Source organism: Paracoccus sp. SJTW-4 (assembly GCF_047716885.1).
Classification (GTDB): Bacteria; Pseudomonadota; Alphaproteobacteria; order Rhodobacterales; family Rhodobacteraceae; genus Paracoccus; species Paracoccus solventivorans.
On record NZ_CP136681.1, the window covers coordinates 1836020 to 1848950 of the forward strand.

The 12931-nt window shown below is 68.9% G+C and carries 13 protein-coding genes; 9 read left to right on the plus strand and 4 right to left on the minus strand.

The features are described 5' to 3' along the window. The first annotated feature begins 53 nt into the window (after positions 1-53). The 5 genes from RSP45_RS09075 to RSP45_RS09095 all read left to right on the plus strand — a co-directional run bounded on the left by RSP45_RS09075 (position 54) and on the right by RSP45_RS09095 (position 4866). Positions 54-1202, plus strand: a complete 1149-nt coding sequence (locus tag RSP45_RS09075) for a phosphoserine transaminase (RefSeq protein ID WP_415391665.1) — start codon at positions 54-56, stop codon at positions 1200-1202. A gap of 98 nt (positions 1203-1300) precedes the next feature. Beyond that, positions 1301-2893 (plus strand): phosphoglycerate dehydrogenase, encoded by a 1593-nt coding sequence (gene serA / locus RSP45_RS09080; protein ID WP_415391666.1) that lies wholly within the window; start codon positions 1301-1303, stop codon positions 2891-2893. Between the two features lie 52 nt (positions 2894-2945). Next, on the plus strand, positions 2946-3680 hold the full coding sequence (locus tag RSP45_RS09085; protein WP_415391667.1) for a metallophosphoesterase: 735 nt from the start codon (positions 2946-2948) through the stop codon (positions 3678-3680). Between the two features lie 108 nt (positions 3681-3788). Further along, positions 3789-4109, plus strand: a complete 321-nt coding sequence (gene hspQ, locus RSP45_RS09090) for a heat shock protein HspQ (RefSeq protein ID WP_073068019.1) — start codon at positions 3789-3791, stop codon at positions 4107-4109. A gap of 7 nt (positions 4110-4116) precedes the next feature. Beyond that, on the plus strand, positions 4117-4866 hold the full coding sequence (locus tag RSP45_RS09095; protein WP_415391668.1) for a TSUP family transporter: 750 nt from the start codon (positions 4117-4119) through the stop codon (positions 4864-4866). Here RSP45_RS09095 and RSP45_RS09100 read toward each other — a convergent pair. After that, positions 4863-5855 (minus strand): asparaginase, encoded by a 993-nt coding sequence (locus RSP45_RS09100; protein ID WP_415391669.1) that lies wholly within the window; start codon positions 5853-5855, stop codon positions 4863-4865. The two genes, RSP45_RS09095 and RSP45_RS09100, sit on opposite strands and share 4 nt — an antisense overlap. 145 nt (positions 5856-6000) lie before the next feature. On the opposite strand from RSP45_RS09100, the gene RSP45_RS09105 reads away from it, so the two are divergent. Together RSP45_RS09105 and rlmN are read left to right on the plus strand one after the other, a co-directional pair. Then, positions 6001-6522, plus strand: a complete 522-nt coding sequence (locus tag RSP45_RS09105; protein WP_073068025.1) for an invasion associated locus B family protein — start codon at positions 6001-6003, stop codon at positions 6520-6522. A gap of 121 nt (positions 6523-6643) precedes the next feature. Then, positions 6644-7852, plus strand: a complete 1209-nt coding sequence (gene rlmN, locus RSP45_RS09110; RefSeq protein WP_415394033.1) for a 23S rRNA (adenine(2503)-C(2))-methyltransferase RlmN — start codon at positions 6644-6646, stop codon at positions 7850-7852. Here the strand turns inward: rlmN and RSP45_RS09115 are convergent. Together RSP45_RS09115 and infC are read right to left on the minus strand one after the other, a co-directional pair. Next, a complete protein-coding gene (locus RSP45_RS09115; protein WP_415391670.1) occupies positions 7849-8949 on the minus strand; it encodes an NAD(P)/FAD-dependent oxidoreductase in 1101 nt (366 codons plus the stop codon). The genes rlmN and RSP45_RS09115 overlap by 4 nt on opposite strands. A 66-nt stretch (positions 8950-9015) precedes the next feature. Continuing rightward, complete coding sequence (gene infC / locus RSP45_RS09120; protein WP_415394034.1) at positions 9016-9582, minus strand: translation initiation factor IF-3; 567 nt, start codon at positions 9580-9582, stop codon at positions 9016-9018. A gap of 183 nt (positions 9583-9765) precedes the next feature. On the opposite strand from infC, the gene RSP45_RS09125 reads away from it, so the two are divergent. After that, positions 9766-10398, plus strand: coding sequence for a hypothetical protein (locus RSP45_RS09125; protein WP_415391671.1), 633 nt, complete (start codon positions 9766-9768; stop codon positions 10396-10398). A gap of 62 nt (positions 10399-10460) precedes the next feature. Beyond that, on the plus strand, positions 10461-11339 hold the full coding sequence (locus RSP45_RS09130; protein ID WP_415391672.1) for a glycosyltransferase family 2 protein: 879 nt from the start codon (positions 10461-10463) through the stop codon (positions 11337-11339). Positions 11340-11465: 126 nt separating this feature from the next. Here RSP45_RS09130 and gdhA read toward each other — a convergent pair whose 3' ends face one another. After that, the gene (gene gdhA, locus RSP45_RS09135; protein ID WP_415391673.1) at positions 11466-12821 is read right to left on the minus strand and encodes an NADP-specific glutamate dehydrogenase; all 1356 of its coding nucleotides are present in this window, start codon (positions 12819-12821) and stop codon (positions 11466-11468) included. Between the last annotated feature and the right edge of the window lie 110 nt (positions 12822-12931).

Consider the following 12931-nt stretch of genomic DNA (forward strand, 5'->3'; position numbering starts at 1 on the left):
CGGCAGCGGGACACCCTTCCCCAACGAAGGGCTTTTTAGCTGGAAGGCTAACCATGCTTGACATGACGAAACCGGCCGCGCGGCCGGCCAATCCGCGCTTTTCCTCGGGGCCCTGCGCCAAGCTCCCCGGCTTTTCCCTGGACATGCTTGCCGACGCGCCGCTGGGGCGCTCGCACCGCTCGGCGGTGGGCAAGGCCAAGCTGGCCGAGGCGATCGCGCTGACCCGCGAGGTTCTTGAGATTCCCGCCGACTACCGGATCGGCATCGTTCCCGCCTCGGACACCGGCGCGATGGAAATGGCGCTGTGGTCGCTGCTGGGCCCGCGCAAGGTCGAGATGCTGGCCTGGGAAAGCTTTGGCGAAGGCTGGGTGACCGATGTCGTCAAGCAGCTGAAGATCGACGCCGAGGTGCGCAAGGCGCCCTATGGCCAGATCGTCGATTTCGCGCAGGTCGATTTCGACAATGACGTGGTGTTCACCTGGAACGGCACCACCTCGGGCGTGCGGCTGCCCTCGGCCGACGTGATCCCTGCCGACCGCGCCGGGCTGACCATCTGCGACGCGACCTCGTCTGCATTCGCGATGGAGATGGACTGGAGCAAACTCGACGTGGTCACCTTCAGCTGGCAGAAGGTTCTGGGCGGCGAGGGCGCGCATGGCGTGCTGATCCTGTCCCCGCGCGCCGTCGAGCGGCTGGAGACCCATACCCCCGCCTGGCCGCTGCCCAAGATCTTCCGCATGACCAAGGGCGGCAAGCTGATCGAAGGCATCTTCAAGGGCGAGACCATCAACACGCCGTCGATGCTGTGCGTCGAGGATTACATCGTCGCGCTGAAATGGGCCAAGGCGCTTGGCGGGCAAAAGGCGCTGGCCGCGCGGGCCGAGGCCAATGCCGCGGTGCTGCGCGAGTTCTGCGCCGCTAACGACTGGATCGCCAATCTGGCCGAGGATCCGGCGACGGAATCGACCACCTCGGTGTGCCTCAAGTTCACCGACCCGGCGATCAGGGACGGCGCCGCATTCGCCAAGGCCGTCGCCAAGCGGCTGGAAGCCGAGGGCGTGGCGCTGGACGCCGGCGCCTATCGCGACGCGCCTCCCGGGCTGCGGATCTGGTGCGGCTCGACCGTCGAGGCCGCGGATGTCGCGGCGCTGACGCCCTGGATCGAATGGGCGTATCGCACGGAACTGTCCGCGCAGGGCTGACGCCAGACGGTGCGTGGGAACCACGCACCCTACCCCTTCCCGTAGGGTGTGTGCTCGGCACGCACCATTTCCCCACATCTCACATGGGACGAATCCACATGGCACCCAAGGTTCTGGTTTCCGACGCGCTGAGCGAAACCGCCGTCCAGATCTTCCGCGACCGCGGGATCGAGGTCGACTATCTGCCCACCCTTGGCAAGGACAAGGAAAAGCTGGCCGAGATCATCGGCGACTATGACGGGCTGGCGATCCGCTCGGCCACCAAGGTCACCGACAAGCTGCTGGAAAAGGCCACGAAGCTGAAGGTGATCGGCCGCGCCGGCATCGGTGTCGACAACGTCGACATTCCGGCCGCGTCGAAAAAGGGCGTGATCGTGATGAACACGCCCTTCGGCAACAGCGTCACCACCGCCGAACACGCCATCGCGCTGATGTTCGCGGTGGCGCGGCAGCTGCCCGAGGCCAGCGTGTCGACCCATGCCGGCAAGTGGGAAAAGAACCGCTTCATGGGCGTCGAGCTGTTCAACAAGACCCTGGGGGTGATCGGCGCCGGCAATATCGGCGGCATCGTGATCGACCGCGCCCGCGGGCTGCACATGAAGGTGCTGGCCTATGACCCCTTCCTGTCGGACGAGCGCGCCAAAGAGCTGGGCGCGACCAAGGTCGAGCTGGACGAGCTGCTGGCCAAGGCCGACTTCATCACCATGCACGTGCCGCTAACCGACAAGACCCGCAACATCCTGTCGGCGGAAAACCTGGCCAAGACGAAAAAGGGCGTGCGCATCATCAACGCCGCCCGCGGCGGCCTGGTGGACGAGGCCGCGCTGGCCGAGCTGCTGAAATCCGGCCATGTCGCCGGCGCCGCGCTGGACGTGTTCGCGACCGAGCCCGCCACCGACAGCCCGCTGTTCGGCCTGCCGAACGTGGTGGTGACCCCGCATCTGGGCGCCTCGACCACCGAGGCGCAGGAAAACGTGGCGCTGCAGGTGGCCGAGCAGATGTCGGACTATCTGCTGACCGGCGCCGTGCAGAACGCGCTGAACATGCCCAGCGTCACCGCCGAGGAAGCCGCGGTCATGGGCCCCTGGATCAAGCTGGCCGGGCATCTGGGGACGTTCGTCGGGCAGATGACCGACGAGCCGGTGCTGGCGGTCAACATCCTCTATGACGGGGTTGCAGCCGAGATGAACCTGAACGCGCTGAACGCGGCGGTGATCGCGGGGGTGATGAAGGCATCGAACCCGGATGTGAACATGGTCTCGGCCCCGGTCGTCGCCAAGGAACGCGGCACCCATATCGCCACCACCACCCAGGACAAGTCGGGCGTCTATGACGGCTATATCAAGGTCACCATGGTGACGGCCGACCGCGAGCGTTCCATCGCGGGAACCGTGTTCAGCGACGGCAAGCCCCGCTTCATCCAGATCCGCGGCATCAACGTCGATGCCGAGATCGGCGAGCACATGATGTACACCCGCAACCGCGACGTTCCGGGCGTAATCGGCACGCTGGGGATGACGCTGGGCGGGCTGGGCGTGAACATGGCCAATTTCTCGCTGGGCCGCGCAGGCACCGGGGGCGATGCCATCGCCATCACCTATCTGGACGCGCCGCTGCGCGAGGACGTGCGCGAGGCGCTGCTGGCCACCGGCAAGTTCGAGCAGGTCCGCGCGCTGCGCTTCGAGGTCTGAGAGCCCATCCCCCGGCCGGTCCGCCGGCCGGGGCCTCTGCGAAGAGGCAGCCATGCCCATCTATGCCATCGGCGACATCCACGGCCATCTGGACCTGCTGCTGCAGGCGCATGAGCGGATCGCCCGCGACGGCGGCAGGGATGCGCGGATCGTGCATCTGGGCGACCTGATCGACCGCGGCCCCGATTCGCGCGGGGTGGTCGAGCATCTGATGCAGGGCCAGGCTGCGGGGCGCGACTGGATCGTGCTGCGCGGCAACCACGACCCCGCCCTGCCCGAGTTCCTGCGCGACCCGCATTGGGTGGACCCGCGCGCCGCGATGCCCGCCAACTGGATCGCCCGCGACGTGGGCGCGGACACCACGCTGGCCTCTTACGGGGTGGCGGATGCGGCGCGCCGTCCCCTGGCCGAGGTTCATGCCGAGGCGCTGGCCGCGGTTCCCGCCGCCCATGCGCGCTGGCTGGGGGCGCTGCCACTGTGGCACCGGCAGGCGGGCGCGCTGTTCGTCCATGCCGGTATTCGCCCCGGCGTCGCGCTTGCGGCGCAGGACCCCGGCGAGCTGATGTGGATCCGCCGCCCGTTCCTGGACGATCCCCGCGACCACGGGGTGTTGGTGGTGCACGGCCATACCCCGATCCGGCGCGCCACTCATTACGGCAACCGTATCAACATCGACAGCGGCGCCGGGCGCGGCGGGCCGCTGTCGGCGATACGGCTGGACGGGGGCGGCGCCTGGCTGCTGACCGATGGCGGACCGCAGCCTCTGCGCCCCGCCGGGCCGGGTTGAATCGGCCAAATTGTCGTCATTCTGTCAGCTTCGTGCCCGCGGAGCGATTTACTCGCAGGCACTTGCGGGTTAATAGTTCCTTTGGAATCGACTGCGGGACGGCCGGGAATGCGTACGGCGAAATACAATATCGGACAAGTGGTGCGCCACCGGGACCACCCGTTTCGCGGGGTGATCTTCGACGTGGACCCGGTCTTTGCCAACACCGAGGAATGGTATCAGTCCATCCCCGAGGACTGCCGCCCGTCCAAGAACCAGCCCTATTACCACCTGTATGCCGAGACCGAGGCGACCTATTACGTCGCCTATGTGTCGGAACAGAACCTCGTCCCCGATGCCTCGGGCGAGCCGCTGGAACACCCCGAGCTGACCGCCCGTTTCGGAGAGTTCGAGGACGGGCGCTATCCGCTGCAATACGGGCTGAACTAGGCGCTTCATGGATCTGTCGCTGATCGCCGGGCTGGTGGCGGCCGCCACCGCGGCGGGATTCGTCGATTCGATCGCCGGCGGCGGCGGGCTGATCACCGTGCCGGTGCTGATGCTGGCGGGCATGACCCCCGGGCAGGCGCTGGCCACCAACAAGCTGCAGGGCAGTTTCGGCGCCGCGACCGCGGCGGTCAGCTATGCCCGCAGCGGGCTGGTCGACCTGCGCCGGCAGCTGCCCACCGCCGCGCTGGCCTTTGCCGCGGGCGGCGCCGGCGCGGCGCTGGTGACGGCACTGCCGACCGAGGTGCTGCGACTGGCGCTGCCGGTGGTGCTGATCGGGATCGCACTGTTCTTTGCGCTGAAGCCGGGACTGAACGACCTTGACCGCGCGGCGCGGCTGTCACCGGCGATCTTCGGGCTGACGCTGGTGCCGGTAATCGGCTTTTACGATGGGCTGATCGGACCGGGCGCCGGGGCGTTCTATATGCTGGGTTTCGTGATGCTGGCCGGGCACGGAGTGCTGCGCGCGACCGCCCATACCAAGCTGCTGAACTTTTCCTCGAACCTGGGCGGGCTGGCGGTGTTCGCGCTGAGCGGGCATCCGGTGTGGCTGGCCGGGCTGCTGATGGGCGCGGGGCAGATTCTCGGCGCCGCGCTGGGGGCGCGGCTGGCGCTGCGGATCGGCGCGCGGATCATCAAGCCGCTGCTGGTGGTGACCTCGACCGCGCTGGCGGCGCGGCTGCTGTGGCAGATGCTCTAGCCCCGTCCCGGGAATGCCGCGGCCAGCCGGCGCTCGGCCACATCCACCCCGCGCCAGTTGCGCAGCGGCCGGCGCAGGTATTTCCCCACCACCGGATGCGCCGGGTCCAGCAGCCCGTAATGGACCAGCAGCGCGGTGATCGCGGCCTCGGAGCCGCGGGTGGCGCCGTCCTCGATCTTCAGCGCAATGCCAAGGCCGCGCTCGGGCGCGATGGCGACGAACACCGCCTCGGCCCCGGTCTTGACCGCGACACGGCCGCCCATGGCGCGCATCAGTTCCGTGCAGGCGCGGCCCTCGCCCGCGACCAGTTCCGGGTGGGCCAGCATCGCCTGCACCAGCCGCCGCTGCGCCTGCCCCCGCGCGCCCTCACTCGCCGCGGCGAACCCGGCCATCGCCCGCGCCAGCCCGGCGATCGAGACCGCAAAGTTCGGGGCCGAACAGCCGTCGATGCCGAAACCGGCCGGGGTCTCGTCGCAGACCTCGGCAGTGGCGGCGGCGATGGCCCGTTGCAGCGGGTGCTCGGGCAGGTGGTAGTCGGCATCGCCCCGGTGGTGGCGGTTCCAGGTCAGGAACCCCGCGTGCTTGCCCGAGCAGTTGTTGTGCAGCTGGCAGGGTGGCTGGTCCGAACACAGCAGCCGCCGATGCTCGGCCGGGTCCTGCGGCATATGCGCGCCGCAGCGCAGGTCCGGCTCTGCCAGCCCCAGCCCGTGCAGCCAGTCGCCCACCGCGCCCACATGCAGCGCCGCCCCGTTGTGCGAGGCGCAGGCCAGGGCCAGCTGCCGCGGCCCCAGCCCCGCCGCATCGGCGGCGCCACTTTCCACCAGCGGCAGCGCCTGGATCATCTTGCAGGACGAGCGCGGAAAGATCACCGCCGCCGGATCGCCCCAGGCCGCGACCATGCCGCCGCGGTCCCAGACCACCGCGTGGCCGCGATGGACGCTTTCCTTCAGCCCGCCCCGCCACAATTCCACCATTTCGACGGCTGCCATGGGGTCAGACCTTTGACAAATGCGCGATTTCCTGCCCGCGGGGCTTTTGCCCGCCCGGGGTTTACGGTTATCTATGACCCGGACGGTGGCAAGACCACCTTTGTGACAACCCGGCCTTAACCGGGGCCAGCAAGAGGGCTCGAGCATGACGAATTCCATCTTCAACCTCGGCCTTGTGGCCGCCACGCTGACGGCGCTTGCCTCGCCGGCGTTCGCGGCCGAGCCCCGGGTGCTGGGCAGCCAGAACGACTGGACCGCCTTTATCGGCGACAGCCCCAAGGAATGCTGGACCGTCTCGCCCCCGAAATCGACCCGCAACACCGACGCCGAGGGCAACCCGCGCGAGGTGACGCGCAGCGACATCCGCCTGTATATCGCCTATCGCCCCGGCCAGGGGGGCGAGGTCTCGTTCCAGGGCGGCTATCCCTTCGCCCCCGATTCGACCGTGGACGTCACCGTCGGCGGCCAGACCTTCAAGCTGTTCACCGAGGGCGAGAACGCCTGGACCGGCTCGCCCGACGAGGATGCCAAGCTGATCGCGGCGCTGCGCGGCGGCAGCGAGGCGGTGGTCAAGGGCCGCTCGACCCGCGGCACCCGCACCACCGACACGTTTTCGCTGATGGGCCTGACCGCGATGAGCAACATGGCCCGCGACAACTGCAAGTGATTCCCGGGCTGCGCCGCAGCCCCGCCCGTGCTATGGGTTGTTTCGACCTCGGGGCCGCCCCATCTGTGGGCGGCCCCGTCCCGTTTTCCCGCCCGACCCAAAGCCGCCCATGGATAGCCCGATGACCTCGCCCGCCGCCGCCCCCCAGACGCCAACCCCGGCCGCGCCGGTGGTGCAGGATCTGCTGACCCTGCCCCGCAAGGCGCCCGAGGGCGGGCGGCAGAACATCGTCGGGCTGACCCGCGAGGCCCTGCGCGAGGCGCTGATCGCCGCCGGCACCCCGGACCGGCAGGCCAGGATGCGCGTCGGCCAGATCTGGCAGTGGGTCTATCACTGGGGCGTGCGCGATTTCGCGCAGATGACCAACCTCGCCAAGGATTACCGCGCCCTGCTGGCCGAGCGGTTCGAGATCGCCCTGCCCGAGGTGGTGACCCGGCAGGTCTCCGAGGACGGCACCCGCAAATACCTGCTGCGCATCAATGGCGGGCACGAGGTCGAGACCGTCTATATCCCCGAGGACGGGCGCGGCACGCTGTGCGTGTCCAGCCAGGTCGGCTGCACGCTGACCTGTTCCTTCTGCCACACCGGCACGCAGAAACTGGTGCGCAACCTGACCGCGGCCGAGATCGTCGGCCAGCTGATGGTGGCCCGCGACGATCTGGGCGAGTGGCCCGAACCCGGTGCGCCCAAGGATGAAACCCGGCTGGTGTCCAACCTGGTGCTGATGGGCATGGGCGAGCCGCTGTACAACTTCGACAGCGTGCGCGACGCCATGCGGGTGGTAATGGACGGCGAGGGGCTGAGCCTGTCGCGCCGCCGCATCACCCTGTCCACCAGCGGCGTGGTGCCGGAAATCGCCCGCACCGCCGAGGAAATCGGCTGCCTGCTGGCCGTCAGCTTCCACGCCACCACCGACGCGGTGCGCGACGTGCTGGTGCCGATCAACAGGCGCTGGAACATCCAGGCGCTGCTGGACGCGCTGCGCGACTATCCGCGGCTGTCGAACAGCGAGCGCATCACCTTTGAATACGTGATGCTGGACGGGGTGAACGACAGCGACGAGGATGCGCGCCGGCTGGTGCGGCTGATCCGCGGCATCCCGGCCAAGATCAACCTGATCCCCTTCAACGAATGGCCCGGAGCGCCCTATCGGCGCTCGAGCTGGGAGCGGATCGAGTCCTTCGCCGACATCATCTACAAGGCCGGCTACGCCAGCCCGATCCGCACGCCCCGGGGCGAGGACATCATGGCCGCCTGCGGGCAGCTGAAATCCGCGACCGAGCGCGGCCGCAAATCCGCCGCGCAGATCGCGGCCGAGGCCGGGATCTAGTCCAGCAGCGCCGCCACCGTCTCGGCGATCGCCAATGAGGCCGTCAGCCCGGGGCTTTCGATCCCGAACAGGTTGACCAGCCCCGGCAGGCCGTGGACCCCTGGTCCGTCGATGCGGAAATCCGCGGCCGGCTGATCCGGGCCGGAAAGCTTGGGGCGGATGCCGCAATAGATGGGCGCCAGCGTGCCCGTGGGCAGGCCGGGCCAATAGCGGCGGATCTCGGTCTCGAAATGCGCAAGCCGGGCGGGGTTCACCCGGTAATCCACCGTGTCGATCCATTCCACATCCGGGCCAAAGCGCATGGCGCCGCCCAGATCCAGCGTCAGATGCACCCCCAGCCCGCCGGGTTCGGGGACCGGATAGACCAGCCGCGAAAACGCCGCACGGCCGGGGGCGGCGAAATAGCTGCCGCGGGCATAGCGCGTGTCGGGGACATGCGCGGGGTCCAGCCCCTGCGTGGCGCGGGCAATGTCGCTGGCCCACAGCCCGGCCGCGTTCACCACACGGTCGGCGGCCAGCACGAATGGCTCGCCCGCGGATTCGGTGTGGACGACGAAACCCGAGGCGCCCGGCTCGACCGCGGTCACAGCGGTGCCCAATGCCAGCAGCGCCCCCGCCGCTTCCGCATCGGCCAGCAGCGCCGCCATCAGCGCATGGCTGTCGACGATGCCGGTGTCGGGCGACAGCAGCGCCCCATGGCAGGCCAGCACCGGTTCCAGCGCCCGCGCCTGCGCGGCGCTTAGCGGTTGCAGCGTCACGCCGCTGGCCGTGGCCTGCGCGGAAATACGTTCCAGATCGGCCAGCTGCGCGGCCGAGGTCGCCACGATCAGCTTGCCGCAGCGGCGGTGCGCCAGCCCGCGGGCAGCGGCATAGTCGTAAAGCAGCGCCCGCCCGCGCGTGCAGAGCCGCGCCTTGAGACTGCCCTGCGGATAATAGATCCCGGCGTGGATCACCTCGGAGTTGCGCGAACTGGTGTGGGTGCCGATGGCGCCCTCACGCTCGACCACCACCACCTCGACCCCGCGCAGGGCCAGCGACCGGGCGATCGCCAGCCCGACGACGCCCGCGCCGATCACGATACAGCCGACCCGCTCCATATGCCCTTCCCGATACGAAAACGGCCCGCCAAGGGGGCGGGCCGCTGAAACCACAAGGACGGCGCCTTAGCGCGGCGCGATCATCATCACCATCTGCCGGCCTTCCAGCTTGGGCATGGATTCGACCTTGCCGGCGTCGCCCACATCGTCGCGGACCCGGTTCAGCAGTTCCATCCCCAGGCTCTGGTGCGCCATCTCGCGGCCGCGGAAGCGCAGGGTGACCTTGACCTTGTCGCCGTCGTCCAGGAACCGCTTCACTGACCGCATCTTGACGTCATAGTCGTGGTCGTCGGTCCCGGGGCGGAACTTGACCTCTTTGACGTCGATGGTCTTCTGCTTCTTGCGGGCCTCGGCCTCGCGCTTCTGCTGTTCGTACTTGAACTTGCCGAGGTCCATGATCTTGCAGACCGGCGGCACGGCATTGGGCGAAATCTCGACCAGATCCAGCCCGGCTTCTTCGGCGAGCGCCATGCCGCGGGCCGGGGTCACCACCCCGATGTTTTCACCATCCGCCCCGATCAGGCGGATTTCGGGGACCCGGATGCGGTCGTTGGTGCGGGGGCCGGTATCACGGGTGGGCGGAGCGTTGTGCGGGCGGCGAGCTATGGGCGTGGTCCTTTTATCGCTGAAAATGACGCTTGTCAGATAATCAACCCCGGCCTGTGTTTCAACCGGATATCGCTGGCCCCCGCGGCGGTTGCACCCCCGCGGCGGCCGCCGGGGACGGCTTTTCCCCACGGGAAAGCTGTGCGATACAGTCGGCGCCCGCAGCGCCGCGCTGCCGGGCAGGGTTCCTGACGGAAAAGGGTTCGTTTCATGTCGCGTCTGGCCGGTCTGATTCTCGTGCTCGTGATCCTGCTGGCGGGGGTGTTCTACTGGCAGTCGCAGCAGGGCCAGCCGCAGCCGGATGCCGGGGCCGCGGGCCAGCAGGCCGCGGATGAGGCCGCGGACGCCGCCGGCAGCGCCGCCGATGCCGCGGCCGATGCCGCCGAAACCGCCGCCGACGCCGCGGCCGAGGCGGCCGCGACCACCGGGGACGACAGCGCCCCCGTCCCCGTGCTGGACGACGCCGCGCGCGAGGCGCAGGCCGCGGCCGAGGCGGCCATCGAGGCCGCCGCCGCCGCCGCTGACGCGGCCGCCCAGGCGGAAGCCGGGGCCGAGACCGGCACCCCCGACACCGCCGCCGCTGCCACCGAAGCCGCCAGCGACGCCGCGCGCCAGGCCGCGGATGCGGCGGCCGAGGCCGCCTCGGCCAGCCGCACCGCGGTCGAGATCGACCGGCTGCTGACCCCCGAGGGCTTCAACGCCGCCGAGGTCGAGGCGCTGATCGATTCAAGCAGCCTGGACCCCGCGCAGCGCGATTCGCTGAAGGCGGCAGTGGCCGCATCGGCCAGCAGCCCGCAGATGCTGCGCGCGGCGCTGGAACAGGTCCGGGCCGTGCTGCGGTGATGGACGCGGCGCGCGCCCTTCCTCCTGGGGGGCAGGCGCCTGCGGTCCCCACGTCCGCCGCCGTGGCGGCGCCCGTGCCGCTGCAGCGGTTCCTGGCCGCCCCGGGCGAGCATCTGAAGCGCGGCCCGATCGCGGTGATCCTGGTCGAGGACCAGACCGAGGTCGCCGCGACCCTGGCCCACCACCTGAAACTGGGGTTCTGCAAGATCCTGGCGCTCTCGCCCGAGCCGCTGGCCCCGGTGGCGCCGCTGGACGATCCCAAGGGGCGGGTGCTGAACCTGATCCACGACACCCGCGCCCGCGACGCCCTGCCCCGCGCGGTCAATGCGGTGATCGCCGCCGCGCCCGCCGACAGCTGGCTGTATTACGGCTATAACGCCGAGTTCCTGTTCTATCCGTTTTCCGAGACCCGCAGCGTCGGCGAGATGCTGGGTTTTCACGCCGAGGAACGCCGCCGCGCGATGCTGACCTATGTGGTCGATCTTTACGCCCCGGACCTCGCGCGCGATCCCGATGCGGTCAGCATGGAGCAGGCGATGTTCGACCGCACCGGCTATTACGCGCTGGGGCGGCCCGACCGGCAGGGCGGGTTCCGCGAGCGTCAGCTGGATTTCTATGGCGGGCTGCGCTGGCGGTTCGAGGAGCACCTGCCCCCCGACCGCCGCCGCATCGACCGCATCGCGCTGTTTCGCACCGAAAAGACCCTGCAACTGCTGCCCGATCACCGGCTTTCGGTCGAGGAATACAACACCTATGCCTGCCCATGGCACAACAACCTGACCGCGGCGGTGGCGTCGTTCAGGGTGGCCAAGGCGCTGGCCCGCAACCCCGGTTCGCGCGAGCATATCCGCGACTTCACCTGGCGGAACTCGGTCCGGTTCCGCTGGGAATCGCAGCAGTTGATGGAACTGGGGCTGATGGAGCCGGGGCAATGGTTCTGACCCGGTTCTGACGGTCGCAGGGAAAAGGGGGCTGTCTGCCCCCTCTGCCAGCCCTTTGGGCTGTCATTCACCCCCGAGGATATTTGGGACCGCCCGAAGCCCTTGGGCCCGGGCAGTCCGTCCGGGTCAGACCACGCCGAGGGCGCGCATCGCTTCGGCCACGCGGACGAAACCGGCGATGTTGGCGCCCAGCACATAGTCGCCGGGGGCGCCGTATTCCTCGGCGGTTTCGGCGCAGACGTCATGGATGTTGGTCATGATCTCGTCCAGCCGCTCGACCGTCTGTTCAAAGGTCCAGCTGTCGCGCGAGGCGTTCTGCTGCATTTCCAGCGCCGAGGTGGCGACGCCGCCCGCGTTCGCGGCCTTGCCCGGCGCGTAAAGCACGTTCGACTGGCGCAGCGCGTCGACCGCATCGGGGGTGCAGGGCATGTTGGCGCCCTCGGCCACGACGCGGACGCCGTTGCGGATCAGCGTGGCGGCGTGCTTGCCGTTCAGCTCGTTCTGGGTGGCGCAGGGCAGCGCGATCTCGCAGGGCAGGTCCCAGATCGGGCCCTTGCCGGCCTCGACGAAATAGGTGCCGGTGCCCTTGATCCGGTGGTATTCCGAAATCCGGCCGCGGCGCTTTTCCTTGATCTCGCGCACCAGCTCCAGGTCCAGCCCGTTTTCATCGACCACATAGCCGCCGGAATCCGAACAGGCGATGACCTTGGCACCGTATTCCTGCAGCTTCTTGATGGCAAAGCAGGCGACGTTGCCCGAGCCGGACACCACCGCGGTCTTGCCGTCGATCGAATCGCCCTGCGCCTCGAGCATCGAGCGCACGAAGAACACCAGCCCGAAGCCCGTGGCCTCGGGGCGGGCGCGAGAGCCGCCGTAGGACAGGCCCTTGCCGGTCAGCACCCCGGCCTCGTAGCGGTTGGTCAGGCGCTTGTACTGCCCGAACATGTAGCCGATCTCGCGGCCGCCGACCCCGATGTCGCCGGCGGGCACGTCGGTGTATTCGCCCAGGTGGCGGTGCAGCTCGGTGATGAAGGACTGGCAGAACCGCATGATCTCGCGGTCCGAGCGGCCCTTGGGATCGAAGTCGGACCCGCCCTTGCCGCCGCCGATCGGCATGGTGGTCAGCGCGTTCTTGAACGTCTGCTCGAAACCCAGGAACTTGATGATCCCCACGTTGACCGAGGGGTGGAAGCGCAGCCCGCCCTTGTAGGGGCCCAGCGCCGAGTTGAATTGCACCCGGAAGCCGCGGTTGATCCGCACCTGGTTGTTGTCGTCGATCCAGGGCACGCGGAAGATGATCTGCCGTTCCGGCTCGCAGATCCGCTCGATCAGGCCTTCCTCAAGGAACTGCGGATGCTTGGCGACCACGCGGCCAAGACTTTCCATCACCTCGATAACGGCCTGATGGAACTCGGGTTCGCCGGCGTTGCGCTCTTTCACCGTCGTCAGGATGGGTTCCAGTTTTTCGTCGATACGCGTCATGTCATTCCTCGCCAATGGGGCGTTGCGGCGCGCAAACAACCCCAAACCGCCCGGCGGCACAACTGAATTGCGCAAGACTCGGCCGTGAATCGCAGAAAAACTTGCCTGAT

What these genes read in the sequence shown, in the direction of transcription:
- RSP45_RS09100 (WP_415391669.1), bottom strand. Translation starts at nt 5,855, where the DNA reads ATGGCAGCCGTCGAAATGGTGGAATTGTGGCGGGGCGGGCTGAAGGAA.
- RSP45_RS09115 (WP_415391670.1), bottom strand. Translation starts at nt 8,949, where the DNA reads ATGGAGCGGGTCGGCTGTATCGTGATCGGCGCGGGCGTCGTCGGGCTG.
- RSP45_RS09105 (WP_073068025.1), top strand. Translation starts at nt 6,001, where the DNA reads ATGACGAATTCCATCTTCAACCTCGGCCTTGTGGCCGCCACGCTGACG.
- rlmN (WP_415394033.1), top strand. Translation starts at nt 6,644, where the DNA reads ATGACCTCGCCCGCCGCCGCCCCCCAGACGCCAACCCCGGCCGCGCCG.
- hspQ (WP_073068019.1), top strand. Translation starts at nt 3,789, where the DNA reads ATGCGTACGGCGAAATACAATATCGGACAAGTGGTGCGCCACCGGGAC.
- RSP45_RS09095 (WP_415391668.1), top strand. Translation starts at nt 4,117, where the DNA reads ATGGATCTGTCGCTGATCGCCGGGCTGGTGGCGGCCGCCACCGCGGCG.
- gdhA (WP_415391673.1), bottom strand. Translation starts at nt 12,821, where the DNA reads ATGACGCGTATCGACGAAAAACTGGAACCCATCCTGACGACGGTGAAA.
- RSP45_RS09075 (WP_415391665.1), top strand. Translation starts at nt 54, where the DNA reads ATGCTTGACATGACGAAACCGGCCGCGCGGCCGGCCAATCCGCGCTTT.
- RSP45_RS09125 (WP_415391671.1), top strand. Translation starts at nt 9,766, where the DNA reads ATGTCGCGTCTGGCCGGTCTGATTCTCGTGCTCGTGATCCTGCTGGCG.
- RSP45_RS09085 (WP_415391667.1), top strand. Translation starts at nt 2,946, where the DNA reads ATGCCCATCTATGCCATCGGCGACATCCACGGCCATCTGGACCTGCTG.
- serA (WP_415391666.1), top strand. Translation starts at nt 1,301, where the DNA reads ATGGCACCCAAGGTTCTGGTTTCCGACGCGCTGAGCGAAACCGCCGTC.